The following is a 25,850-nucleotide window of genomic DNA, read 5'->3' as shown; positions in this document are numbered from 1 at the left end:
ATCAGTATAAAAAATCCTCTCTTGCCCATTGGACAAGGGAGGATTTCCGTGAGAATTACATTTTTATATATTATCATACTGTGTTGGAGCACTGTTTTTAGCTTGTGGCTGAAGTGAGCGATTCCCATCTTAATTGAAAAAAGTATTTCTACGTTTAAATCTGCTTCCCGTTATTTAGAAAGGGAGATAACCATCCACTATGGAACTAACAAAAGAACGTTTTATTCGAGATTTTAAGGATATTCTACATGAAAGACAGCTGATTAAAGTTGCTGATGCGACTTCAGTGGAGCTTTTTCAGGCTCTGGCCAGCACTGTCCGCAAGTATATCACGCCCCTTTGGTTGGAGCGTCGCAATCAGTTGATTGAGCAGCAGCAAAAGACAGCTTATTACTTTTCTATCGAGTTTCTTCCAGGACGCATGCTGGAAACCAATCTGCTCAACTTAGGTATCCTCGATATGGTCAAGGAGGGCTTTGCCGAGTTGGGCGTTGACTTTGAAGATGTCAAGAATGCGGAGTATGACATGGCCTTGGGCAATGGCGGTCTGGGCCGCTTGGCGGCTGCCTTTATGGACTCGCTGGCAACCACTGGCTATCCAGGATTTGGAAATGGGATTCGCTATCGCTATGGACTCTTTAAGCAACGCATCGTAGATGGCTATCAGGTAGAAATTCCTGATGCTTGGTTTGGCAGTCTGGGCAATGTCTGGGAGACCCGTAAGGACCATGATATTGTCGATGTTAAAATCTTCGGAAATGTTTCCCTCCATGCTAATGAAAAGGGCCGGATCGTGCCACTTTATGAGAATTCCAAAACCTTGCGGGCCGTTCCTTACGATGTGCCGCAGATTGGCTTTGGCAATGATAATGTCAATAATCTCCGGCTTTGGGATGTTGAAATTCCAGAGGAGCATGAACTGGACTATCCGACCATTGAGGCTCGTCGCCGGGTGCAAGACATCACTGCTATTCTCTATCCCGACGACTCTAGCTACGAAGGAAAAGAGCTGCGCTTGATCCAGGAATACTTCATGACCAGTGCAGGTCTGCAGACCATTATCAAATCCTACCTCAAGCAAGGGCGTCCGCTCAAGGATATTCATGAGAAGGTCTCTGTCCATATCAACGATACCCACCCAGCGGTTGCACCGGCTGAGTTTATGCGTCTCTTGATGGATGAGTACGATTTGGAATGGGCAGATGCTTGGAATGCTACGGTTAACACCATGAGCTATACCAACCATACCATTCTGTCTGAAGCCTTGGAAAAATGGGATGCAGAGCTTTTTAAGAATGTCCTGCCGCGGGTTTATCAGATTATCCTAGAAATCGACAACCGCTATATAGCTGAAATGGCTGGACGCAGCCTTGATCCGCAAGTTATCGAAAATACTCGAATCGTCAAGGACAATCAAATCCACATGGCTCACTTGGCTATCATTGGCGGTCATTCAATCAATGGTGTTGCCAAACTCCACACAGAACTGCTCAAAGAAGACACCTTGCGTGATTTCTACAGCATTTACCCAGAGAAGTTTAATAACAAAACCAACGGGATTATCCAGCGCCGCTGGCTGCAGATTGCGGACCAGCCTCTGTCAGCTGAGATTGATAAGCTGATTGGCAAGGGTTGGAGAAGTGATATCCATGAGCTGCGCAAGCTTTTGGAATTCAAGGATGATCAGCAAGTGCTGGGTGATTTCTACCGAGTGAAGCAGGAAGCCAAGGCCCGTCTGGCTGACTTCATCAAGGAATCAACAGGAGTGGAAGTCTCTACAGAAGCTATCTTTGATGTCCAGGTGAAACGTCTCCACGCTTACAAGCGACAGCTGCTCAACTTACTTCATATCATCAAGCTTTACTGGGACCTCAAGGACAATCCTGACAAGGATATGGTGCCACGCGTCTTTATCTTCGGTGCCAAGGCTGCTCCAGGCTACCACTTTGCTAAGTCGGTCATCAAGCTGATCAATGAAGTAGCCAATCTGGTCAACAAGGATGAAAGCCTGCAAGGCAAACTCAAGGTTGTCTTCCTAGAAAACTACCGCGTCAGCCTGGCTGAGCTCATCATTCCAGCTGCGGATGTATCAGAGCAGATTTCTCTGGCTTCCAAGGAAGCTTCAGGTACTTCCAATATGAAGTTTATGATGACAGGTGCCATTACCCTGGCTACACTGGACGGAGCCAATATCGAAATCAAGGACGAGGTCGGTGACGACAATATTGTCATCTTTGGGATGGACAAGGACCAAGTTTACGAGCACTATGCCCGCCACGATTACTACTCACGCGGTGTCTATGAAAGCAATCCAGATATTCGTCGAGTGGTCGACACCTTTGTCAACGGCACCATTCCAAATGTCCGTGAAGAAGGCTCTGAAATCTACGAAGCCCTCATCACCCACAATGATGAATATTTCCTCTTGGAAGATTTCCACTCCTATGTAGAAGCTCAAGAGAAGATTGATGCCCTCTATCGTGACAAAGAAAAATGGGCCCGCATGAGCTTGATTAATATCGCTACATCTGACAAGTTCACCTCAGACGATACCATTGAGCAATATGCCAAGGAAATCTGGAACTTGGAGAAATAATACTCCTGAGAAAACATAAACAATAAGAGATTGGGATCTGGGTCTCAGTCTCTTTTGCTATCTATCTACCATCTTGTCTAGAAATATGCTATAGTAGAGAAAGTATGAGAGTCCAACTTTTAGAAAAGCAGGGTAAGCAAGCATGAAAGACTACACGATTTTTTATCAACAATTAACAGCTCCCTTTTGTAGCCGCCCTCAGTGGCTGAAAGGTCTGGTTTACTTTAATCGGGGAATGACCCTCTTCATACCTATTGTTTATGGTATCGTTCTAATCAGTGCCTTTCTGACGGAAGGCTGGAAAGGGATGCTTACTTTTTTCTTCTTACCAGCCATTGGATTTGGTCTGCTGTCAGCTATTCGTAAACGACTGAATCAAGCACGTCCTTACGAAAAATGGGATATTCAACCCTTGCTGGCCAAGGATACATCAGGTAAATCCATGCCCAGCCGCCATGTTTTTTCGGCGACAGTGATTTCCATGTGTCTACTCTACTTTTTCTGGCTGCCGGGACTTATCTGCCTCTTGCTTTCAGCAGGGCTGGCCGTAGTGCGCGTGATTGGCGGAGTGCACTATCCAAAGGATGTGCTGGTAGGCTATCTTTGCGGCATTTGCTGGGGAGCTTTACTTTTTTTATTATAAAGGACCTGTTTTCGGAAGAGAGTAGACAAAGGACCTCCAGCTATATTATAATAGAAGCAGTAACAACCGTTTCGACATCAAGGGGTATTCCTTGCTGGATGTTAAAAATATTTAAGGAGTCTACTATGTCAGAACCATTATTTCTACAGTCTGTGATGCAGGAGAAGATTTGGGGCGGAACCAAGCTGCGCGATGTCTTTGGCTATGAGATTCCCAGCGACCATGTAGGGGAGTGCTGGGCTATCTCGGCTCATCCTAATGGTGTGTCAACCGTCAAGAACGGACGATTTGCCGGCCAGAAGTTAGATGTTCTCTATGCCGAGCACCGTGAGCTTTTTGGCAATCGTTCGGAACCTGTCTTTCCACTTTTGACAAAGATTTTAGATGCCAATGACTGGCTTAGTGTTCAGGTCCATCCTGATGATGCCTATGGACTAGAGCACGAAGGGGAGCTTGGTAAGACTGAGTGCTGGTATGTCATTGCTGCAGACGAAGGAGCAGAGATTATTTATGGTCACAATGCCAAGAGCAAGGAAGAGCTGCGCCAGCAGATTGAGAGCAAGGACTGGGACCATCTTCTGACCAAAATCCCAGTCAAGGCTGGTGACTTCTTCTATGTACCAAGTGGCACCATGCATGCCATTGGCTCAGGTATTCTGATTTTGGAAACTCAGCAGTCCAGTGACACGACCTACCGTGTCTATGACTTTGATCGTAAGGACGATGCTGGTAATCTTCGTGAGCTGCATTTGGAGCAGTCGATTGATGTTTTAACTATCGGTGAGCCAGCCAATAGCCGTCCTGTTACCATTCAGGCAGATAGTTTGACTTCTACTCTTTTGGTGGCCAATGACTTCTTTGCTGTTTACAAATGGGATATCGCTGGTTCGGTCAATTTTAAAAAGACAGCAGACTATAGCTTGGTCAGTGTCTTGGAAGGTGTCGGTGAGCTAGAAGTTGATGGGACGGTCTATCCTCTTGGAAAAGGAGAGCATTTCATCCTGCCTAGCGATGTTACAGAATGGACCTTGTCTGGAGATTTGCAGCTGATTGTCAGCCATCCATAATTATAGAAAAATCAAGAGCAAATAATCACTTTGCTCTTTTTTCTTTAAAAAACATATGAAATAAGTGAAATTTTAATCACTTTCTTCTTATTTATATAGCAAAATAGTTTGTATATCAACAATAATTCAATTGTTTTGACAGGAAAATTTGTAAATCAAAAGAATGAAACAAAAAACGCTTACAATGGTGGCAAAAGATTGACTATTCGATATTTTAGGAGTAAACTAAGGAAGTAAATTTTAAAATATAAAGGAGAAGTCATCATGAATTTAACATATTTAGGACTTTGTTTGGCCTGCTTGGGCGTATCAATTGCTGAAGGTATGATTATGAGTAATCTATTTAAGGCAGCAGCTCGTCAGCCAGAAATTATCGGTCAATTGAGAAGCCTCCTAATCTTGGGAGTAGCCTTTGTTGAAGGTACTTTCTTTGTAACGCTGGCTATGTCCTTTGTTATCAAATAAGAAAGGATTCTCTTTAGAAAAGGGGGTGTCATCTGTTGGAAGAAAGTATCAATCCAACTATCAATATAGGTCCTGTGACCTTTGATTTGACCCTGCTGGCCATGACTCTGCTGACGGTGTTTGTAACTTTTGGACTTGTTTATTGGGCAAGTCGAAAGATGACGATTAAGCCGTCAAGAAAGCAGAATGCTTTGGAGTATATCTATGACTTTGTCATTGATTTTACCAAAGGAAACGTTGGCGAGCATTATATGAAGAATTACTCGCTTTTTCTATTCTCTCTCTTTCTTTTCGTTGCTGTGGCTAATAACTTGGGATTAATGGCTAAGGTTCAGACAACCAATGGTTTCAATCTCTGGACATCGCCGACAGCCAATCTCGCTTTTGACCTAGGCTTCTCTCTTTTAGTGACGGTATTCTGTCATGTAGAAGGAATCCGTCGTCAAGGTATAAAAGGATATCTAAAAGGTTTTGTGACTCCAGGTATCATGACACCCATGAATATCTTGGAAGAATTTACCAATTTTGCTTCGCTAGCCTTGCGGATTTATGGGAATATTTTTGCAGGTGAAGTATTGGCTGGTTTGCTCTTGACTTGGGCACATCAAGCAGCGTATTGGTATCCGATTGCCTTTATTATGAACATGGTTTGGACTGGTTTTTCCATCTTTATTTCCTGTATCCAAGCCTATGTTTTTACCATGCTAACATCTATGTATCTTGGTAAGAAAATTAATGGTGAGGAAGAATAAAAAGAAAGGATAGATAAAATGAATATAACCGTAGGTGAAATTATTGGCAACTTTATCCTGATTGCTGGCTCCTTTCTTCTTTTAGTATTTCTCATTAAGAAGTTTGCTTGGGGCAATATTATCGGGATTTTAGATCAGCGTGCTCAAAAGATTTCAGACGATATTGATGGTGCAGAAGCTGCCCGTAAGAAAGCTGAAGACTTGGCGCAAAAGCGTGAGGAAGCTCTGGCAGGCAGTCGGGTCGAAGCAGTTTCTATCGTTGAGACAGCTAAGGAGACAGCTGAGAAGAATAAGGCTGGAATCCTAGCTAATGCAGCAGAAGAAGCAGGGCGCTTGAAGGCTAAAGCCAATCAGGAAATTGCCCAAAACAAGGCAGAGGCTATGAGCAGCATCAAAGGAGAAGTGGCTGACTTGACAGTGGCTCTGGCTAGTAAGATTTTGAGCCAGGAACTGGATAAGGAAGCTCAGAGCGAGCTCATCGACCGCTATATCAAACAGTTAGGAGATGCCTGATGGATAAGAAGCAATATGCAATCATTGAGAAATATGCTTTGCCTTTTGTTCAGACGGTCTTTGAAAAAGGTCAGCAAGAAGATGTTTTTGAAAAACTGAGTCAGATTAAGGCTGTTTTTGCGGAGACCGGCCTTGCTGACTTTTTGTCACATATCGGCATCAGTGACCATGAGAAAGAGAAGAGTCTGAGACTCTTTCAAAACTCTGGTTCGCAATTGCTTGATAATCTGATTGAAATCGTCATTCTCAATCATCGTGAGGACCTCTTTTATGAGATTGTGCTGGAGAGCCAGCACCAGCTTGAAAAGATTAGCAATGAGTTTGAGGTGACGCTACGCTCTGTTCAGCCTTTGACAGCCAGTCAGAAGGAGAAGATTCGGCCGATTATTGAGCAGAAGATGGGCCTAAAAGTCCGTTCGCTCAAGGAAGAATTGGACAGCAGCTTGATTGGTGGCTTTGTCATCTCTGCCAATAACAAAACAATTGATGCAAGCATAAAACGTCAATTACAAGTCGTAAAAGAAAAATTGAAATAGAAAGTGGTGTGAATTTTGGCGATTAACGCACAAGAAATCAGCGCTTTAATTAAGCAACAAATTGAAAATTTCCAGCCAAATTTTGACGTCACAGAAACAGGGGTCGTCACTTATATTGGTGATGGAATTGCGCGTGCTCATGGTCTGGATAAGGCTATGAGCGGAGAGCTGTTAATCTTTGAAAATGGCTCTTATGGTATGGCGCAAAATCTAGAGTCGACCGATGTTGGGATTATCATCTTGGGAGACTTTACAGACATTCGTGAGGGAGATACCATTCGTCGGACTGGTAAAATCATGGAAGTTCCTGTGGGAGAGGCCTTGATTGGACGGGTTGTTGATCCGCTGGGTCGTCCTGTTGATGGACTTGGTGACATTGTCACGGACAAGACACGTCCGGTTGAAACACCGGCTCCTGGTGTTATGCAGCGTAAGTCAGTATCTGAGCCTTTGCAGACAGGTCTCAAGGCTATTGATGCCTTGGTTCCGATTGGCCGCGGCCAGCGGGAGCTGATTATCGGGGACCGTCAGACTGGGAAGACGACCATTGCCATTGATGCCATCCTGAACCAGAAAGGTCAGGATATGATTTGTATCTATGTGGCGATTGGTCAGAAAGAATCTACCGTTCGTACGCAGGTAGAAACGCTCCGTCAGTATGGTGCTTTGGACTATACCATTGTCGTGACAGCCTCTGCTTCACAGCCGTCGCCTTTGCTTTTCCTAGCGCCTTATGCTGGTGTAGCGATGGCAGAAGAGTTCATGTATAATGGCAAGCATGTTTTGATTGTCTATGATGACTTGTCTAAGCAGGCTGTAGCCTACCGTGAACTGTCCCTCTTGCTCCGTCGTCCGCCAGGCCGTGAGGCCTTTCCAGGAGATGTTTTCTATCTGCATAGCCGTCTCCTGGAACGTTCAGCCAAGGTTTCTGATGAGCTGGGCGGTGGTTCAATTACAGCTCTGCCATTTATTGAAACACAGGCGGGAGACATTTCAGCCTATATCGCGACCAACGTGATTTCAATCACTGACGGACAAATTTTCCTCAGCGACAGCCTGTTCAATGCTGGGGTACGTCCGGCCATTGACGCAGGTTCTTCTGTATCACGGGTTGGGGGCTCTGCCCAAATCAAGGCTATGAAGAAAGTAGCTGGAACTTTGCGTATTGACCTGGCTTCTTATCGAGAGCTGGAGGCCTTCACTAAGTTTGGTAGTGATTTGGATGCAGCAACGCAGGCCAAGCTCAATCGTGGCCGCAGGACTGTAGAAGTCTTGAAGCAGCCGATTCATGAGCCGCTGCCGGTTGAAAAGCAGGTCGTGATTCTCTATGCTTTGACCCATGGTTTCTTAGACAGTGTGCCAGTAGATGATATTCTGCGCTTTGAGTCAGAACTATTTGCCTACTTTGATGCACATCAAGAAAGCATTTATGAAACCATTCGGACAACGAAAGATCTTCCAAGCGAAGAAGTCTTGGATGCTGCCATTACTGAGTTTATTGACCAGTCTAGCTTCAAATAAGAATAGAGGTGTCAGATGGCAGTTTCATTAAATGATATTAAAAATAAAATTGCATCCACGAAAAACACCAGTCAAATCACCAATGCCATGCAGATGGTTTCTGCTGCTAAGCTGGGAAAGTCTGAGGAAGCAGCTAAGAACTTTCAGGTCTATGCCCAGAAAGTGCGTAAGTTAGTTACGGATATGCTGCATGGCCACGAGGCAGAAAATGCCCGTCATCACTCAATGTTAATCAGTCGGCCAGTTAAGAAATCAGCCTATATCGTCATTACTTCTGACCGCGGGCTAGTAGGTGGCTACAATGCGACTATCCTTAAGGCTTTGATGGAGCTGAAAGCTGAGTACCATCCGACAGGAGAGGACTTTGAAGTCATCTGTATCGGAAGTGTTGGTGCTGATTTCTTCCGAGCTAGGGGCATTCAGCCAGTTTATGAACTGCGTGGTCTAGCAGATCAGCCTAGCTTTGATGAGGTCCGTAAAATCATTAGCAAGACTATTGAGATGTATCAGAATGAGCTCTTCGATGAGCTCTATGTCTGCTATAATCACCATGTCAACAGTCTGACCAGTCAGATGCGGGTGGAGCAGATGCTGCCAATCATTGACTTGGATCCCAATGAAGCTGATGAAGATTATACGCTGAATCTGGAACTGGAATCCAGTCGGGATTCTATCTTGGATCAACTGCTGCCCCAGTTTGCAGAGAGCATGATTTACGGTGCCATTATTGATGCCAAAACAGCTGAGAATGCTGCCGGCATGACTGCTATGCAGACAGCAACAGACAATGCTAAAAAGGTCATCAGTGATTTGACTATTCAGTACAACCGCGCTCGGCAAGCTGCCATTACGCAGGAAATTACTGAAATCGTGGCGGGTGCAAGTGCCCTAGAATAAGGCCACAAATGAATTAGAAATTAAACGAGGGAAAAAACATGAGCTCAGGCAAAATTGCTCAGGTTATCGGGCCGGTCGTAGACGTTGCGTTTGCTGCCGGAGACAAACTACCTGAGATAAATAATGCACTTGTAGTCTATAAAAATGATGAGAAAAAATCAAAAATCGTCCTTGAAGTAGCTCTTGAGCTTGGTGACGGTGTGGTGCGGACCATTGCCATGGAGTCGACCGATGGTTTGACGCGTGGTTTGGAGGTCTTGGATACTGGTCGTCCGATTTCTGTGCCAGTTGGCAAGGAAACTCTGGGGCGGGTGTTCAATGTCCTTGGGGATACTATTGACTTGGATGCGCCTTTTGCAGAAGATGCAGAGCGCCAGCCGATTCATAAAAAGGCACCGACCTTTGATGAACTATCAACTTCATCAGAAATCCTGGAAACAGGGATCAAGGTTATCGACCTTCTAGCTCCTTATCTGAAAGGTGGGAAAGTCGGTCTCTTTGGCGGTGCCGGAGTAGGGAAAACAGTCCTGATTCAGGAATTGATTCACAACATTGCCCAAGAACATGGAGGGATTTCTGTCTTCACAGGTGTTGGTGAACGGACGCGTGAAGGGAATGACCTCTACTGGGAAATGAAAGAGTCTGGCGTTATCGAAAAGACGGCTATGGTCTTTGGTCAGATGAATGAACCGCCAGGAGCTCGGATGCGGGTTGCTCTTACCGGACTGACCATCGCGGAATATTTCCGTGATGTGGAGGGTCAGGACGTGTTGCTCTTTATTGATAACATCTTCCGCTTTACGCAGGCTGGTTCGGAAGTGTCTGCCCTTTTGGGACGCATGCCATCAGCCGTTGGTTACCAACCAACACTTGCTACAGAAATGGGACAGTTACAAGAACGGATTACCTCAACCAAGAAAGGTTCCGTTACTTCCATCCAGGCTATCTATGTGCCAGCGGATGACTATACTGACCCAGCACCAGCAACAGCTTTTGCTCACTTGGACTCTACGACCAACCTAGAACGGAAATTGGTTCAGCTGGGGATTTATCCAGCTGTGGATCCACTCGCTTCCAGCTCTCGTGCCCTTTCACCAGAGATTGTCGGAGAAGAGCACTATGCAGTGGCAGCAGAGGTTAAGCGGGTCTTGCAACGTTATCATGAATTGCAGGATATCATTGCTATCCTTGGTATGGATGAGTTGTCAGATGATGAGAAGACGCTGGTTGCACGTGCGCGCCGGATCCAGTTCTTCCTGTCACAGAACTTCAATGTGGCGGAGCAGTTTACTGGTCAACCAGGATCTTATGTGCCAGTAGCTGAAACGGTTCGTGGCTTTAAGGAAATCCTTGAAGGTAAGCATGATAAGCTGCCAGAAGATGCCTTCCGTGGTGTGGGCTCCATCGAGGATGTATTGGCCAAGGCTGAGAAAATGGGATTCTAAGAGGTGAATGATGGCTCAAATGACAGTACAAATCGTGACACCGGATGGTCTTATTTATGATCACCATGCTGCATTTGTTTCCGTAAAGACCATTGATGGTGAGCTGGGGATTTTGCCCCGCCACATCAATACCATCGCTGTTTTAGAAGTAGATCAGGTCAAAGTACGCCGGGTTGATGATGACAAGCATATCGACTGGATTGCAGTTAATGGCGGCATCATTGAAATTGCAGACAATGTCATTACCATTGTGGCGGACTCAGCTGAGCGTGAGCGAGATATCGACATTAGTCGGGCTGAGCGGGCTAAGCTCCGAGCTGAGCAAGAAATCGAAGAAGCACATGATAAGCATTTGATTGACCAAGAACGCCGGGCTAAGATTGCCCTGCAGCGGGCAATCAACCGGATCAATGTCGGAACAAGATTATAAGAAGCTATTTTGCCTAGATTGATGGAAGTCATTCATCATCTGGTAAGGTACTTTCATGAATACAAACTGAATACGCAAAACTGAGGCAGATCTGTCTCAGTTTTCTTTTCCAAAGAAAAAGGGCGGGACTGTTTAGTTCGTCCCTAACAGGAGTCTTGTGGTATAATAAAAGCTATGGTAGAAGTTATTTTTAAATTATGCAGTCATTTGCTCTTTATTTTCTTTGCCTTTCATCTGCTGTCAACTGTTGTTGAGTGGGAGAGGTTTTTCAAGGTTAATGCCGATAATGCGATGAAGATTCGCTTTTTGATTCTCTTGTTTAGCATTGCCTTGGGCTATTTAGTCAGCCTTTTCTTCATTGGTATTTACGATATGAGCCGGGCGATTTTTAATGGTACTTTATAAGGTCATATTTTTGATTTTATGGTATGATAGTATGGATGATTTTAAAAATTTAGAGTAAGGAATCGGTATGGAAAAAATTATTATTCAAGGTGGAGATAATCGCTTGGTCGGAAAGGTCAAGATTGAAGGAGCAAAAAATGCGGTCCTGCCTCTTTTGGCAGCGACAGTCTTGGCTAGTGAGGGCCAGTCTGTTTTGAAAAATGTTCCGGTCTTGTCTGATGTCTTTACCATGAACAATGTGGTCCGCGGTTTAAACACTCAGGTGGATTTTAATCAGGAAGAAAATACAGTTGTTGTGGATGCAACTCAGCCTTTGTCTGAGGAGGCGCCTTACAAATACGTCAGCAAAATGCGGGCGTCTATCGTTGTTTTGGGGCCAGTTCTGGCTCGTAATGGTCATGCTAAGGTTTCCATGCCAGGCGGCTGTACGATTGGCAGCCGGCCTATTGACTTGCACCTGAAGGGCTTAGAAGCCATGGGAGCTCAGATTACCCAAACAGCGGGTTATATCGAAGCGAAGGCAGAGCGACTCAAGGGTGCCCACATTTACATGGACTTTCCTAGTGTGGGAGCAACGCAAAACATCATGATGGCTGCTACGCTGGCTCAAGGCACCACAGTGATTGAAAATGCTGCTCGGGAGCCTGAAATCGTTGATCTAGCCCTATTTTTGAATGAAATGGGAGCCAAAGTCAGAGGAGCGGGTACAGAGACTCTGACGATTGTCGGAGTGGACCAGCTGCGAGGTGCCAAGCATAATGTGGTTCAAGACCGTATCGAAGCAGGAACTTTTATGGTTGCTGCAGCTATGACCAGCGGTGACTTGCTGATTGAGGATGCCATTTGGGAGCACAATCGTCCCCTGCTTTCCAAAATGCAGGAAATGGGAGTGGAAGTGACAGAGGAAGATGAAGGGATTCGGATTCGTTCCGATGTTTCGAAACTTAGACCGGTTGCGGTCAAGACCCTTCCTTATCCAGGCTTCCCAACGGACATGCAGGCTCAGTTTACGGCGCTGATGGCCATGGCAAAGGGCGAGTCTACGATGATTGAGACCGTCTTTGAGAACCGCTTCCAGCATCTGGAGGAAATGCGTCGGATGGGGCTGCACTCTGATATCATGCGTGACACAGCTCGTATCTGGGGCGGAGGCAGCTTGCAGGGTGCTGAAGTCATGTCAACAGACCTTCGGGCCAGTGCGACTTTGATTCTGATGGGCTTGATTGCTGAAGGCGAGACTAAGGTCAGCAAGCTGGTACACTTAGACCGAGGCTACTATAAATTCCATGAGAAATTGGCAGCCTTGGGAGCCAAAGTGAAGCGTGTAAAGGAAGAAGACGATGAGTGAAAATCTTAAATATTTAGGCCGGCAGATTGGCCTTGTTCTACTGGTTCTCCTGGTAGCCGTGATTCTCTTTCTCGTGTCTCTGATGATTGGCTATAACATTATCGGAAACGGTAAGGGCTCAGTTTTTTCACCAGAAACCTGGCAAGAATTAATCGGGAAGTTTACTGGAAACTAGCTCCTAGTCGAAAAGACTGGCTGAAATGAATCCAGTTTGCTAAGTTGAAAGAAAGAAGATGAAAAGAAAGACTAGTCAGAAAAGGAATTCTAAGAGCCTGCAAGGCTGGGCTGGGCTGACTCTGGCCTTGATTTTGGCTCTGGCTGGCTATTTCTGGGGACAGGATGGTCAGCAGCCACTTCAGAGTCCAAATTCAGAAATAAGAGTTGGGCAAGTTCAAGATCAGGGCACCCCTAGTCGGGAACTGGCTGAGAGCGTTCTGACGGATGCTGTCCGAGCTCAGCTCAAAGGCAGCATTGAATGGAATGGAGCTGGCGCCTTTATTGTGAATGGAAATAAGACAGACTTGGATGCGGGGATTTCTAGTAAGCCCTACGCTGACAATAAGACCAAGCTTGTACAAGGGCAAACCCTTCCGACAGTAGCGAATGCCTTTTTATCCAAGTCTACCCGCCAGTACAAAAAACGGGAAGAAACTGGAAATGCCAACACTTCATGGGTACCGGCAGGCTGGCATCAACTCAAGAACCTCCCTGGTGAGTACAATCATGCTGTGGACAGAGGACATCTCTTGGCCTATTCGCTGATTGGTGGTTTGAAGGGCTTTGATGCTTCTACTAGCAATCCTGCCAATATCGCTGTGCAGACGGCCTGGTCCAACCAAGCCAATGAAGCGGATTCGACAGGGCAGAATTATTATGAGACAAAGATCCGTAAGGCTTTGGATAAGAACAAGCGAGTGCGCTACCGGGTAACCTTGATTTATGCCACGGAGACTGATTTAGTACCGGTTGGGTCACATTTAGAGGCCAAGTCCAGCGATGGCAGTTTAGAATTTAATGTCTTTATCCCGAATGTGCAAAAAGGGATTCGCCTGGACTATAATAGTGGCAGGGTCAGTCTGGATACGGGTTCTTAATTTTATACTCAAAAATGATTTTGCAAAGAGTATTCAATAGTATGAAAAGAAATGGTTGCAGATTTGTAGTCATTTTCTTTTATAATAATAGATAGAAAGAAGGCTAATTTTTCAGTCTTCTTTAAGAAAGCGGTGATAAAATCAACGTTCTCTTACAATCTAGTAAAGGAGGTTGCGATGGGACTTATTTTTAAAAGCATCCGGTTCCTCATGCGTCTGATTGGGCGCGTGGTTTGGGGACTTGCCTGGTCCTTTGTCCTGAGCTTTATGGTTATTGTCGGAATTTTCTATTTTACCACTTCGACAGAGCCAGGCACCGAGGGACTGACGCAGGCTGTTCAGACAGCTGTTGGCAGAGTGGATCAATTTTTAAATCACCAAGGTATTTCCACGGGGCTTCACAGCAGTGAGGAGACGCAGACGGATCAGCTGACAGATGAGCATGCAACAACAGGGGCTCGTTGGGATCAGCCAAGCGCCACAATTTACATCGATACAAATAATGAAACCTTCCGTTCAGCCTATAAGGAGGCCATTGATTCTTGGAATCAAACAGGTGCCTTCACCTTTCAAATCATCAATGACAAAGACAAGGCGGACATTGTCGCGACGGAGATGAACGATGGCAACATCAGTGCAGCTGGTGAAGCTGAGTCGCAGACCAATCTCCTAACCAAGCGGTTTACCCATGTCACGGTTCGCCTGAATAGTTACTACCTGCTGGACAGTCGCTATGCCTATTCTCATGAGCGGATTGTCAATACAGCAGCGCATGAATTGGGCCATGCTATCGGATTAGACCATAATGAGGAGGAATCAGTGATGCAGTCAGCAGGCTCATTTTACAGTATCCAGCCGACAGATATCCAGGCTGTAAAAGACTTGTATCAATCGTAAGCCTATGTTAAAATCTATTTTTTACTTGATTCGACACTTTCCAGAGCAAGTTTTTCTCTTTGTTTTTAACTCAGGAATCTTTGTCTGGCTATGGAAAAGCGGCAATGAGATTGCCAACCAGCTAGGAGTGACAGCGGCTTGGGAAAATCATGTTCCGGCGCCCATTCAGGTCTTCTTCGGCCAGAATATTGAGGCAGTTCAGGGATTTTTTCACAATTCCGCCTTTATGTGGCTAGTCGGGTCCATGATTATCCTTCTGGTTATTCGTCTAATCAAGGGAATGATTAAATTTGTTGTCTTTGCGCTTCTGATTTTGCTGGGAATTTATCTGATTTTGCAGAATCAATCTATTCTCAATAGTTTTATGTAGAGGCTGGGACATAAGTCCTAGCCTCTCAATTGTCTTTGGATTGTCGAGCAAGACGCAGTGGTTGAGTGGGCTCTACTACGCTGATTTCATCAGCTTTTACAGCCCTACTCAACTGTGCGGAGGTGGGACGACGAAATCGAATTCTAACGAATTACCGATTTCTGTCCCACTCTCTTTTTCTTTTGGGGAGCTGAGTTCGCTTTCTCTTGAATTCTGATAGCTGTGCTTCTGGAAATCTGCTATAATGGTCTTATGATTATTTTACAAGCAAGCAAGATTGAACGCTCTTTTCCAGGGGAGCTTCTTTTTGACAATATTAACCTGCAGGTGGATGAGGGCGACCGGATTGCCCTCGTCGGTAAAAATGGAGCTGGGAAGTCAACCCTGCTTAAGATTTTGGTGGGCGAGGAAGAGCCTACTTCTGGTCAGATCAATAAAAAACGAGAGCTTTCCCTGTCCTATCTGGCTCAGGATAGCCGCTTTGAGTCGGAGAATACTATCTACGACGAGATGCTGCTGGTCTTTGATAGTCTGCGCCAACAAGAAAAACGCTTGCGGCAGATGGAGCTGCAAATGGGAGAATTGTCAGGGGAAGACCTGACTGCTCTCATGACCCAGTACGACCAGCTGTCAGAGGACTTTCGCCAGAAAGGTGGTTTTACCTACGAGGCCGATATTCGAGCTATTTTGAATGGCTTCAAGTTTGACCAGCCCATGTGGCAGATGAAGATTTCTGAGTTGTCGGGCGGGCAGAATACCCGTCTGGCGCTGGCTAAGATGCTTTTGGAAAAGCCAGAGCTGCTGGTCTTGGACGAACCGACCAACCACTTGGATATTGAGACCATTGCCTGGCTGGAGACTTACTTAGTCAACTACAGCGGTGCCCTGATCATCGTCAGCCACGACCGCTATTTCTTAGATAAGGTTGCAACCATCACGCTGGATTTGACCAAGCATTCCTTGGATCGCTATGTGGGCAATTACTCTAGCTTTGTGGTCCAAAAGGAACAGAAGCTGGCCACTGAAGCCAAGAACTATGAAAAGCAACAGAAAGAAATCGCTGCGCTGGAGGACTTTGTCAATCGCAATCTAGTTCGAGCCTCCACTACCAAGCGGGCTCAGTCCCGTCGCAAACAGCTGGAAAAGATGGAGCGTTTGGACAGGCCGGAGACCGGCAGTCGCTCGGCTAATATGACCTTCCAATCCGATAAGGTTTCTGGCAATGTTGTTCTAACCTTGGAAGATGCAGCTATTGGCTATGGCGAGGAAGTTCTGTCGGAGCCGATTAACCTTGATATTCGCAAGTTCAATGCGGTAGCTATTGTCGGGCCAAATGGGATTGGAAAGACGACCTTGATTAAATCACTAATCGGTCAAGTGCCCTTCATCAGAGGTAAGGAGCAGCTGGGAGCTAATGTGGAAGTGGGCTACTATGACCAAACTCAGAGTAAACTGACCCCCAGCAATACAGTTCTCGATGAGCTATGGAATGACTTCAAGCTGACGCCGGAGGTCGAGATTCGCAATCGCTTAGGCGCTTTCCTCTTCTCGGGAGACGATGTCAAGAAGTCTGTCGGCATGCTATCAGGTGGAGAGCGGGCGCGGCTGCTTCTAGCCAAGCTGTCTATGGAAAACAACAACTTCCTCATCCTCGACGAGCCGACCAACCACCTGGACATTGACAGCAAGGAAGTGCTGGAAAATGCCCTGATTGACTTTGACGGCACCCTGCTCTTTGTTAGCCACGACCGTTACTTTATCAATCGCGTGGCCACTCAGATTATCGAGCTCTCTGAGACAGGTTCCACCCTTTATCTAGGTGATTATGACTACTATCTGGAGAAAAAGGCAGAACAGGAAGCCTTGCGTGAGGAAACAGAGCAGACTAGTCTTGACAAACCTGACCCGGCCAATGACTATCAGCTTCAAAAGGAAAACCAGAAAGAACAGCGCCGGCTGGCCCGCCGCTTAGAGCAATTGGAAGCGCAAATCGAGGACTTGGACAGTCAGATCAGTCAGCTTCAGGAGGCCATGGAGGCCACTAATGACGCCGCCGAACTCATGGAGAGCCAGCAGCAAATCGACCAGCTGACTGCCGCCCAAGAAGAAGCCATGCTAGAATGGGAAGAACTTGCGGAGAAGGTGTAGAAGGAGCCAATCGAACCTGCTCAAAAATGCCTAGTTTCCGTTGGAAATGAGCTTCTTAGAGCTTACAGGAAAAATTAAATTGATATTCAATGTGGTTCAGTTATCGTATTACTAAAGATTTTGATGACTGAATCGTTTTATTTAAGAAAAATAGGATAAAATGATGGATTTTTTAATAATTTTTATTGTCTTAATGCTAGCAATTTTTGCTTTCGTAGGTTGGATAGTTTATTGGGCGATTAGTCATTCCGCCAAAAAGAATAAAGTATACCAAGCCTTCGCTTCCGAGCACGGCTATCAATTTGATAAAGCACAAGGTAACGACTATTACAGAGAATATTCCAAGCAAAAAACAAGTAACGACCTCACACTAAAACTTTTCCAGAATCCGTATGTAGAAAAATACGCGAATTTTAATCATTATCCATTTGGTCGTGGAAATATGGTAAAAGTTGCCTATGTAATTTCAGGTAACTACAATGGTTCTCAATTTCGGGCTTTCACCTATCATTTTGAGGGAAATGCAATTGAGAATTCTGGTCCCGGTGGTGTTTTCAGCATTGTTATGATTCAGTGCCCGGATGAACCAAAAGGTCAGCTTTCAGAGCAAATGTTTTATGAAAATGGAGTGCTATGTGAATACCTTCGAGAAAACTTGAATGTAGAAACGATTCATGAGAGAATTGAGAAATTGGCTTATATTGCAAGTACAAAATAAGTTTGGGAATAAAAAATAAGAATTTTTCTACAGTACAGATGTTGAATGAAAAAGTTGGCTAATTCAGTTTTTGGAACAAAGGTTTGCTGACAGAACCAGAATAAGGATTAGAAAAAGGAGAAATATGTTTTTTAGAAGACGTCGTTTTTATTTGAATCAATATTATGACAAAGCAATTTATTATGATCGTAAGACCCACGAAGTTTTAGAAGCTCCAAAGAGTAAACTATTAGATACAGAGAAGTCAAGCGAGATGAACCGACATATACCTCTCTTAGTTGTCCTATTTTTGTCTAGTGGAGGAGGCCTAATTTCTTTCTTTAGATTGTTCTTACATGGAACATATACCATGACAACTTTTTGGAGTGTTATTCTTATTTGGATAGCAGAGTTTGCCTTTATTACTATCCTCGTAGAACGCGCCTTGTACCGAAATGTCAATAGAGCAGAAGTGACCTCTCAAACGGTTTGTCGGGTGATTATGGAAAAGTCAGACGAAGCCAAGGAAGTGGAGGCAGAGATGGAGATGAGTGAAAAAGATAGCCGCAATGCTACACGCTTGATAAGAGGTTTAATTTTTCTAGTACCCTTGGTTGGATTCTTCTATGCCTATGATTTTATTTTTAATTATCAAGACTTGTTAGGTAATCCTATTGGAGGAGAAATATTTAAAATTATTGCAACTGGACTTTTATTAGGTATTTCTTTCGTATTATATAATCAGAACAACCTTCCCAAGAGTTTTGATATATTGGATTTATTCCGTGCTGGAAAACTTAATGTGATATGTAGAGCTGACGACGATCCTGATGTCTATCTAGAAGTTAGTGTCGGATCGGATGGAGCTATCGTGACAAAAGAGCTACATGATTATAAAGCTGGGGCTTAGCTGATTTGAAATTGAATAAAGGTCAGTGAAGCAGTAGAGATTATAAAGTTTAGTAATAGAACTTCAATAAGTAATTAGAAAGAGGTTAGAATGTTTTTTCTTAGACGTCGTCGAGTATTTATTGGCGAGTGTGATGGTCAGGCGGTCTATTATGACCAGCAGACTGGAGAGGCTTTAGCAGCTCCCAAAAGTTTCCTGCTCAATACGGAAGGTGCTTATAAGACCAATGCTTACATTCCTGAAATGGTTATTTTTCTAATGGCTGGTGGACCTGGTCTCTATGGCTTCCTTTCAGCCTTGGATATTGGTGTCTATAACTGGACTAGTTTGAGCTATGTGTTACTATTGTGGCTGGCTGAGTTTCTATTGTTTACCGCAATTCTTGAGCGAGGACTTTATAAAAATGTGCGCAAGGTTCAGCCGACAACAGAGAAGGTGTTTTATTATGCAGTGTCACATAATTTGATGGTGAGGGATGAACATTTTGATCCAGCTGAGGCATCTGCTACAATCTATCGAATAACTCGTTACATTATACTTGCCTTTGCTATCTATTTTTTGTACGTTTTTTACGACTGTACTCAAAAATTTGGACAACCGATCGAACGAGGCTATGATTTTTGGGGAGCAGGTTTAATGTTCTTCATGCTTTTTTTGTTGTACAACCAAAACAATCCGGTTCGCTTTGTGAAGATTATGAAGCTATACAGCCAAGGGAAAGTGCGTTTTAGGGAAGAAGGAGAAAACAAATAAAATTTTACATTTGGGTTCGGTAGTAACCCTTAAAAACGGCGATGATACAGAAGTGATGATTGTTTCACAGGCTAGTGTAATCGAAGTGGAAGATGGACGAGGAGGGACTAAGAGTGTCTATTTTGACTGCGGTTCAGTAGTTATTCCGAATGGGAGGCAAACACCAGATAATTTGTTCTTTTTCAATAGAGAAAATGTTAAAGGATATAGAAATGAAGACGAAGAGGCTTTTGAAGAGCATTACGAAACTTGGATGAAGTCAACAGATGTTCTAAAAGGTTCTATTTAATATGGTATGAGAAGAATCGCTTGAGTCAAAGCGATTTTTTATTTATCGGCTTCCAGATTCATGGTATAATTAAGAGCAGATGGCTTTGTTTTTCTATACCGCATAGGGAAGGTAGATTGAAAGAGGTTTATGAACAAAAGACAGCCTTGTTTAATTCAAAAACCTCCATCAATGCTTAGCTTGAGACAGCTAAGACCTCTTTTATAAATTTGATACATTTAGAAAGCCTCAAAGGAGAGGTGAAGGAAGCAATTAATGCAAAAATCACCAATCACCAAGTACCGCTATTGACAAATTTTTCGAATGTCTTAGCGGTTCTCTTAGCTCAGCACGAGAAAAGTATTAAGCAATTTCAATCAGAGGATAAGCATGTATAAAGAACGATATCACGGACCTTTAATTACTAATGGGGTTAGTTTAGGCTATATTAAGATTCTACCTTGGATTACACTGGCAATCTCTTTTATGGCATTTTTTGGGACGACTTTTATAGACCATGTTGGCATCTATAAGATCCTGTTCATAATTTGTATGTCCATTAGTGGTGTTGCAATTCCAATCTCTTTCTTTAATAATTTTATTCTAAAATTTAAAAGTTTCATCTATCTATTTGTTTCCATAACTGTTTTAGTTTTACTTGTTGACGTCAATTTTATAGGCTTGGTCATGCTAGTTGGTAATGGTGGGATATATTCAGGCTTGGCACTTGTTTATAATCTTTTAGCCTTTTGTATTTTTCTATTTTCATGCACTCTCTACTCTTGGTATTACCTTCCTAAAAATCAGGGGAAAATCTGGGCTTTCAACCGGTGGGAGACATATGGCGGCAAAGAAAAAGGTAGAAAGCAAGAACGGCTGTTCAACTTTGGAGTTGCTTTTGTAGCTGCCATGCTAGCACTAGCAATTCTTACTGGTTACAGTGAGAATGTTTTTGGTGTTTTCATTGGAATTTTGATGAACTTAACTTTCCCAGCTGTTATGATAGATGCTTTATATGCAGCAATCTGTATAAGGACACATCCTGACTATGAATAGGTAAGGCACTAGGATTTGAGTGAAAAAAATGAAGAAAAGATCTATTTTTAATGCTAGTTTTGAAGAGAGTTTAAATCTGGAAGATGATGGGTTTCGAAAGTTGCAGCAAGAGCAGCATGATAAAACGTCTAACTATTTTAAAAAAGGAGGAGCATCTCTTTGGTTTCGAATTAGAAGTTTTATTTTAGGTTTAATTTTTCCTGTTGGATTTAACTTTATGTTGCTTGTTGTATCTATGGAATTTCATGAGAGTGAGACCCTGACTCTTCCGATATCTAAGCACGAGTCATTAACTGTAAATGTTTTTTTGATTTTACTTCTTATTTGGCTGTTCTTAGTCATTCTTGGAAAATTTACTAAACGAACTTATCTTTTACCATATCGTTATCAGCTTCATGTTTTTACATTTATGCTTTGGTTTTTATTGGAAATTGATTTAATCGTTTTTGACATTCTATTAGCAAATTTAGCATTTTGGGAAATTATTGCTATATATGGAGTAATAATGATCTTCACTTACATGATGTTTAGTATGGAGTTAACAGGATTAAGAAAGCTTATGTATGATGAGGATAGACAAGTGACTTTTCGTAATAAGATTGCTAAAATTATTTCTATTTACGGCATGGGGATTTTAGGGATTGGTATTATTATAAAATATATTTTCGGAAGCTTTACTGTAGATATTTCAAATTCCATGAAAGCATTTGGTTTTTTACTTCTATGGGTCTTTGCTAATATTGTGGTGATTGCAATAATTGTTTTTATAGGTTTACCATATTTTCTCCAAGCCTATTACAAATGGAAATATTCCGAAGAATATCGAGAATGGGAAGGTAAGTCCGTAGAGGAATGGTATGGGAAGAGGTACTTGAAAAAGCACCCTGAACTATTACAAAAGAAGATTGGAAATCAAAGTTATGACTAAAAAATCTATTTTTAAGGCTAGTTTTGAAGAGAGTTTGAATCTGGAAGATGATGGGTTTTTACAGTATCAGAAAAAAGATTATTATAATAAACTTGGGAAAGCTTTTAAGAAGGGGAAACCCTCCTTTTGGTTTAGCGTTCAAACCCTAATTTTTAGTTTATTGTTTCCGATAGGTGTAAATTTCATGTTATTTGTTTTTGCGATGTCCTTACATGATTCTGATCCTAAGGATTTAAGATTGCCTATTTCTCAACATCCTATACTAACAGTTGAAGTCTATTTAATTTGTTTATTAATTTGGCTGTTAATGGTATTAATGGGCAAATTCTTTAAACGGACTTATATTCTTCCTTATCGTTATCGCTTTCATATCATGACTTTTATGATATGGTTTATGTTAGAATTTAATTTGCTGGCAATCACTATATCTTTACCGGTATTATCAATATGGGGTATCTTGGCACTTTTTGGGTTTCTAGTATTGTTGACTTATTTAATGTTAAGCAGTGAAATTAGAAGTTTAAAAAAACGAATTTACGGGAATATTCAATCTCTTACTCTGCAGGATAAAATTGCCAATATGATATCTGTTTATGGAATGGGAATTTTGGGAATTGGTGTTATTATTAATTTTATTTTGAAAAGTTTTTCTATAAAATTTTCAACTTCTATAGAAGGCATGGGGCTTTTCTTGACATGGATTATTTTGAATATCGTCCTAATTGCCATACTCATTTTTATGGAATTTCCTTTCTTTTTAGAAGCATTCTACAAATGGAAATATCCAGAAGAATACCGAGAATGGGAAGGCAAGTCCGTAGAGGAATGGTATGGGAAGAGGTACTTGAAAAAGCACCCTGAACTACTACAAAAGAAGATTGGTAATCAAACTTATGGATAAAAAATCTATTTTTAAGGCTAGTTTTGAAGAGAGTTTGAATCTGGAAGATGATGGGTTTGTACAGTACCAGAAAGGAAATGTTTTCTCTAAGTTAGAAATATATTATAGGGAAGGAAAGTCTAAACTAGTTCTTCATATTCAGAATATTGTTTTAACTCTTATCGGTCCTGTCATTATAAACTTTATGATTCTTGTTTTCTCGCTATCCTTGCACGACTCTGATCCTAAAGATTTAAGATTGCCTATCTATCAACATCCATTACTAACAGCTGAGGTATATCTAGTCTGTTTCTTAATTTGGGTATTTATCATATTGATTGGTAAAGTTTTTAGAAAAGCTTTTTTACTGCCCTATCGTTATCATTTTCATGTCATCACATTTCTAATTTGGCTTAGTCTTGAATTTAATCTGTTAGCTATTGATATATCATTACCAACTTTATCTATTTGGATGGTTGTTGCAATTTTTGTTTTTATTTTTATATTAGCCTATTTTATGTTTAGCCTTGAAATTGAAAGTCTCAAAGAACTGATGTATGGTAATGGAAGTGGGTCTCCTCTTCACAATAAAATTGCCAATAAGATAGCGATTTATGGAATGAGTTTTTTGGGAATTGTAGTAATTATAAACTTTATTATAAAGAGTTTTTCCATGAAATTTTCAACTTCGTTGGAAGGCTTAGGTCTTTTGATAACATGGATTATCCTAAATATTGCTGTGATTGCTATGCTAATTTACATCGAATTTCCTAGTTATTTACAAGCTTTCTACAAATGGAAATACCCCGAAGAATACCGTGAGTGGGAAGGTAAGTCTGTAGAGGAATGGTATGGAAAAAAATATTTAAAAAAACACAAGGATTTATTAAAAAACAGATGAAAAGAAGATTGGTATGGGTGGTAGGGATAAGTAGACAGGATTCTTAGCAGAATCTGCCTTTTCTGATTTTCAGTCGATAAGATTTTGTCGAAAAAAGTCTCATCTGAAAATAAAATCCGAACAAGAGGCAGTGAAGGTAGTTTTGAAAGAGCGACTAGGGAAGCGAAACAGCGATTAAAGGAATTTAAGTGGTAAACAAATGGAAGATTTAGGTAAAGTTTTTCGTGATTTTCGTTTAAATGGGCATTATTCATTGAAGGAAGCAGCTGGTCAGGTTTGCTCGACCTCTCAGCTGTCTCGTTTTGAGCTGGGTGAGTCGGACATGACTCTCTCGAAATTTTTAGATCTCTTGGATAATATTCATGTGACCCTTGAAAATTTTATGGACAAGGCACGGAATTTCCAGCAGCATGAGCACGTGGCCATGATGTGTAAAATTATCCCTCTTTACTACTCAAATGACATCAAGGGATTTCAAGACTTGCAAGCGGAGCAGTTGGAAAAGGCCCAAGCTAGTAGCACGCCTCTTTACTATGAGCTGAATTGGATTTTGCTGCAGGGCTTGATTTGTCAGCGAGACAGTCAGTTTCACATGAGGCAAGAAGATTTAGATAAGGTGGCCGATTATCTCTTTCAAGTGGAAGATTGGACCATGTACGAGCTGATCCTCTTTGGAAACCTCTATAGCTTTTATGATGTGGACTACGTCTACCGTCTGGGCAGGGAAGTCATGGAGCGAGAAGACTACTATAAAGAAATCGGTCGCCATAAGAAATTGGTCTTGATTTTAGCCCTCAATTGTTACCAGCATTGTTTGGAAAGTCGTTCTTTTGATAAGGCAAGTTACTTTGAGGCTTACGTAGAGAAAATCATTGGCAAAGGCATCAAACTTTATGAACGCAATGTATTCCTCTATCTCAAGGGGTTTGCGGTTTATCAGAAGGGACAGAAGAAGCAGGGAATCACGCAAATGCAGGAAGTCATGCACATCTTTGAAGTGCTGAATTTACCTGAGCAAGTCGCCTATTATCAAGAGCATTTCCATAAGTTTGTAAAAGCATAATTTCCCAAATATGGGAAAAATAAAGAACCTCCCTCCATTCCTGATACAATAGTTTCAGAAATGGAAGGAGGTATTTTTATGAATCGACATGCAGCACAGCTGATTACACGGGCTGCTATTAATAAAATTGGGAATATGCTTTATGATTATGGAAATAGCATCTGGCTTGCTTCTTTGGGAGCTCTGGGACAGACGGTCTTGGGCATTTACCAAATATCGGAGCTAGTCACTTCTATCTTATTTAATCCTTTGGGTGGGGCCATTACGGACCGCTTTTCCAGACGTAAGGTGCTGATGGTAACGGACTTGATTTGTGCTGGTCTTTGTCTGCTGATTTCTTTTATTTCAAATGACCAGCTCATGATTGGAGCGCTGATTTTTGCTAATGTGGTTCAGGCTATAGCCTTTGCCTTTTCTCGGCCAGCTAATAAGTCTTATATTACCGAAATTGTGGACAAAGAAGACATCGTGGCCTACAATTCTCATCTGGAATTGGCCTTGCAAGTTATCAGTGTCTCAGCTCCAGTTTTGTCTTTTATCGTGATGCAGTATGCAAATCTGCGCATGACCCTTCAGTTGGATGCGCTGAGTTTCTTTCTGGCTTTTGCCTTGGTTTACTTTCTGCCCAATCATGAGCCAAGCAAGCAGAAGTCTCCCATCAATCTTAGAAATATCCTGGGAGATATCAAGGAAGGTTTAGTTTATATCCGTCAGCAAAAAGAAATTTTCTTTCTGCTTTTGGTAGCTTCTGCAGTCAACTTTTTCTTTGCGGCCTTTAATTATCTATTGCCTTTTACCAATCAGCTCTATGAAAAGACGGGATCTTATGCAAGCATTCTGAGTTTGGGTGCTATAGGCTCAATCATTGGAGCCATTCTAGCCAGCAAGGTTAAGGCCAGTATGGGCAACTTACTTGTAGCCCTGCTATTGACCGGTGTTGGAGTTGCAGTCATGGGCGTCTCTGCCTTGCTACCGGTTCATCCATATTTTTCTTATTCTGGTAATCTTATCTGTGAGCTCTTTATGACTGTTTTCAACATTCATTTCTTCAGCCAGGTTCAGACTAAGGTGGACAAGCAGTACCTAGGAAGAGTTTTCTCGACTATCTACACGCTAGCAATTCTTTTCATGCCTCCTGCGACGTTTCTGATGACTCTTCTGCCGAGTGTCCACACCCTTTCCTTTCTTCTGATTGGTTTCGGAGTGATGGGATTGGCTTTGATTTCCTACCTTTATCAAAAGAAAATAGAAAAAAACTAGGCTGGAG

General features: G+C 42.6%; 28 protein-coding genes. All 28 read left to right on the top strand.

Going from position 1 to position 25,850, the window contains the following annotated elements; translation table 11 throughout:
- Nucleotides 1–199 precede the first annotated feature (199 nt).
- The gene (locus J1C91_RS07825; protein ID WP_002910192.1) at nt 200–2,596 is read left to right on the top strand and encodes a glycogen/starch/alpha-glucan phosphorylase; all 2,397 of its coding nucleotides are present in this window, start codon (nt 200–202) and stop codon (nt 2,594–2,596) included.
- Between the two features lie 142 nt (nt 2,597–2,738).
- A complete protein-coding gene (locus tag J1C91_RS07820; RefSeq protein WP_002910190.1) occupies nt 2,739–3,239 on the top strand; it encodes a phosphatase PAP2 family protein in 501 nt (166 codons plus the stop codon).
- Between the two features lie 125 nt (nt 3,240–3,364).
- Nucleotides 3,365–4,306, top strand: a complete 942-nt coding sequence (gene manA / locus J1C91_RS07815; protein ID WP_032912488.1) for a mannose-6-phosphate isomerase, class I — start codon at nt 3,365–3,367, stop codon at nt 4,304–4,306.
- 264 nt (nt 4,307–4,570) lie between these two features.
- Nucleotides 4,571–4,771, top strand: coding sequence for a F0F1 ATP synthase subunit C (locus tag J1C91_RS07810; RefSeq protein WP_002896005.1), 201 nt, complete (start codon nt 4,571–4,573; stop codon nt 4,769–4,771).
- 35 nt (nt 4,772–4,806) lie between these two features.
- Nucleotides 4,807–5,523: a F0F1 ATP synthase subunit A gene (gene atpB, locus J1C91_RS07805; protein WP_002910186.1), complete on the top strand. Its 717-nt coding sequence runs from the start codon at nt 4,807–4,809 to the stop codon at nt 5,521–5,523.
- An 18-nt stretch (nt 5,524–5,541) separates the two neighbouring features.
- Nucleotides 5,542–6,036, top strand: a complete 495-nt coding sequence (atpF, locus tag J1C91_RS07800; RefSeq protein ID WP_002910185.1) for a F0F1 ATP synthase subunit B — start codon at nt 5,542–5,544, stop codon at nt 6,034–6,036.
- Nucleotides 6,036–6,572, top strand: coding sequence for a F0F1 ATP synthase subunit delta (locus J1C91_RS07795; RefSeq protein WP_002904151.1), 537 nt, complete (start codon nt 6,036–6,038; stop codon nt 6,570–6,572). The genes atpF and J1C91_RS07795 overlap by 1 nt, the downstream gene beginning before the upstream one ends.
- A 15-nt stretch (nt 6,573–6,587) precedes the next feature.
- Nucleotides 6,588–8,093: a F0F1 ATP synthase subunit alpha gene (atpA, locus tag J1C91_RS07790; RefSeq protein ID WP_002895997.1), complete on the top strand. Its 1,506-nt coding sequence runs from the start codon at nt 6,588–6,590 to the stop codon at nt 8,091–8,093.
- A 15-nt stretch (nt 8,094–8,108) separates the two neighbouring features.
- Entirely contained in the window at nt 8,109–8,990 is an 882-nt protein-coding gene (locus J1C91_RS07785; RefSeq protein ID WP_002895995.1) for a F0F1 ATP synthase subunit gamma, read from the top strand.
- 38 nt (nt 8,991–9,028) lie between these two features.
- Nucleotides 9,029–10,435 (top strand): F0F1 ATP synthase subunit beta, encoded by a 1,407-nt coding sequence (atpD, locus tag J1C91_RS07780; RefSeq protein WP_002895993.1) that lies wholly within the window; start codon nt 9,029–9,031, stop codon nt 10,433–10,435.
- A gap of 7 nt (nt 10,436–10,442) precedes the next feature.
- Entirely contained in the window at nt 10,443–10,865 is a 423-nt protein-coding gene (locus J1C91_RS07775) for a F0F1 ATP synthase subunit epsilon (RefSeq protein WP_002904155.1), read from the top strand.
- A 174-nt stretch (nt 10,866–11,039) separates the two neighbouring features.
- Nucleotides 11,040–11,270 carry a DUF1146 family protein gene (locus J1C91_RS07770; protein ID WP_002897901.1) on the top strand — a complete coding sequence of 77 codons (231 nt, stop codon included), beginning with the start codon at nt 11,040–11,042 and terminating at the stop codon, nt 11,268–11,270.
- Nucleotides 11,271–11,337: 67 nt separating this feature from the next.
- The gene (gene murA, locus J1C91_RS07765) at nt 11,338–12,618 is read left to right on the top strand and encodes a UDP-N-acetylglucosamine 1-carboxyvinyltransferase (protein ID WP_002897900.1); all 1,281 of its coding nucleotides are present in this window, start codon (nt 11,338–11,340) and stop codon (nt 12,616–12,618) included.
- Complete coding sequence (locus tag J1C91_RS07760) at nt 12,611–12,793, top strand: DNA-directed RNA polymerase subunit beta (protein WP_002910183.1); 183 nt, start codon at nt 12,611–12,613, stop codon at nt 12,791–12,793. Before murA ends, J1C91_RS07760 begins: the two co-directional genes overlap by 8 nt.
- A 58-nt stretch (nt 12,794–12,851) precedes the next feature.
- Complete coding sequence (locus tag J1C91_RS07755; RefSeq protein WP_002895987.1) at nt 12,852–13,712, top strand: DNA/RNA non-specific endonuclease; 861 nt, start codon at nt 12,852–12,854, stop codon at nt 13,710–13,712.
- Between the two features lie 177 nt (nt 13,713–13,889).
- The gene (locus tag J1C91_RS07750) at nt 13,890–14,609 is read left to right on the top strand and encodes a matrixin family metalloprotease (protein WP_002904157.1); all 720 of its coding nucleotides are present in this window, start codon (nt 13,890–13,892) and stop codon (nt 14,607–14,609) included.
- Between the two features lie 4 nt (nt 14,610–14,613).
- Complete coding sequence (locus J1C91_RS07745) at nt 14,614–14,979, top strand: hypothetical protein (protein ID WP_002910181.1); 366 nt, start codon at nt 14,614–14,616, stop codon at nt 14,977–14,979.
- A 252-nt stretch (nt 14,980–15,231) separates the two neighbouring features.
- Nucleotides 15,232–17,127: a ribosomal protection-like ABC-F family protein gene (gene abc-f / locus J1C91_RS07740; RefSeq protein ID WP_032912486.1), complete on the top strand. Its 1,896-nt coding sequence runs from the start codon at nt 15,232–15,234 to the stop codon at nt 17,125–17,127.
- 160 nt (nt 17,128–17,287) lie between these two features.
- On the top strand, nt 17,288–17,845 hold the full coding sequence (locus tag J1C91_RS07735; protein ID WP_002910179.1) for a hypothetical protein: 558 nt from the start codon (nt 17,288–17,290) through the stop codon (nt 17,843–17,845).
- A 124-nt stretch (nt 17,846–17,969) separates the two neighbouring features.
- Nucleotides 17,970–18,734, top strand: coding sequence for a hypothetical protein (locus tag J1C91_RS07730; RefSeq protein WP_002910178.1), 765 nt, complete (start codon nt 17,970–17,972; stop codon nt 18,732–18,734).
- A 90-nt stretch (nt 18,735–18,824) separates the two neighbouring features.
- A complete protein-coding gene (locus J1C91_RS07725) occupies nt 18,825–19,487 on the top strand; it encodes a hypothetical protein (RefSeq protein WP_002910177.1) in 663 nt (220 codons plus the stop codon).
- Nucleotides 19,488–19,497: 10 nt separating this feature from the next.
- Complete coding sequence (locus J1C91_RS07720) at nt 19,498–19,776, top strand: DUF4176 domain-containing protein (RefSeq protein WP_002910176.1); 279 nt, start codon at nt 19,498–19,500, stop codon at nt 19,774–19,776.
- Nucleotides 19,777–20,145: 369 nt separating this feature from the next.
- Nucleotides 20,146–20,811, top strand: coding sequence for a hypothetical protein (locus tag J1C91_RS07715; protein ID WP_002910172.1), 666 nt, complete (start codon nt 20,146–20,148; stop codon nt 20,809–20,811).
- A gap of 28 nt (nt 20,812–20,839) precedes the next feature.
- The gene (locus J1C91_RS07710; protein WP_002910171.1) at nt 20,840–21,739 is read left to right on the top strand and encodes a hypothetical protein; all 900 of its coding nucleotides are present in this window, start codon (nt 20,840–20,842) and stop codon (nt 21,737–21,739) included.
- Nucleotides 21,732–22,640 carry a hypothetical protein gene (locus J1C91_RS07705; RefSeq protein WP_002910170.1) on the top strand — a complete coding sequence of 303 codons (909 nt, stop codon included), beginning with the start codon at nt 21,732–21,734 and terminating at the stop codon, nt 22,638–22,640. The genes J1C91_RS07710 and J1C91_RS07705 overlap by 8 nt, the downstream gene beginning before the upstream one ends.
- Nucleotides 22,633–23,520: a hypothetical protein gene (locus tag J1C91_RS07700; RefSeq protein ID WP_002910169.1), complete on the top strand. Its 888-nt coding sequence runs from the start codon at nt 22,633–22,635 to the stop codon at nt 23,518–23,520. The genes J1C91_RS07705 and J1C91_RS07700 overlap by 8 nt, the downstream gene beginning before the upstream one ends.
- 199 nt (nt 23,521–23,719) lie before the next feature.
- Nucleotides 23,720–24,583 carry an XRE/MutR family transcriptional regulator gene (locus tag J1C91_RS07695; RefSeq protein ID WP_002910168.1) on the top strand — a complete coding sequence of 288 codons (864 nt, stop codon included), beginning with the start codon at nt 23,720–23,722 and terminating at the stop codon, nt 24,581–24,583.
- 78 nt (nt 24,584–24,661) lie between these two features.
- Nucleotides 24,662–25,843: an MFS transporter gene (locus tag J1C91_RS07690; RefSeq protein WP_032912485.1), complete on the top strand. Its 1,182-nt coding sequence runs from the start codon at nt 24,662–24,664 to the stop codon at nt 25,841–25,843.
- The last annotated feature ends 7 nt before the right edge of the window (nt 25,844–25,850 follow it).

Origin of the sequence: Streptococcus sanguinis, from assembly GCF_050222175.1 — a bacterium.
In the GTDB taxonomy this organism is placed as follows: domain Bacteria; phylum Bacillota; class Bacilli; order Lactobacillales; family Streptococcaceae; genus Streptococcus; species Streptococcus sanguinis_M.
The sequence above is the reverse complement of the archived record's forward strand: the minus strand, read 5'-3'. Positions and strand labels throughout refer to the sequence as shown.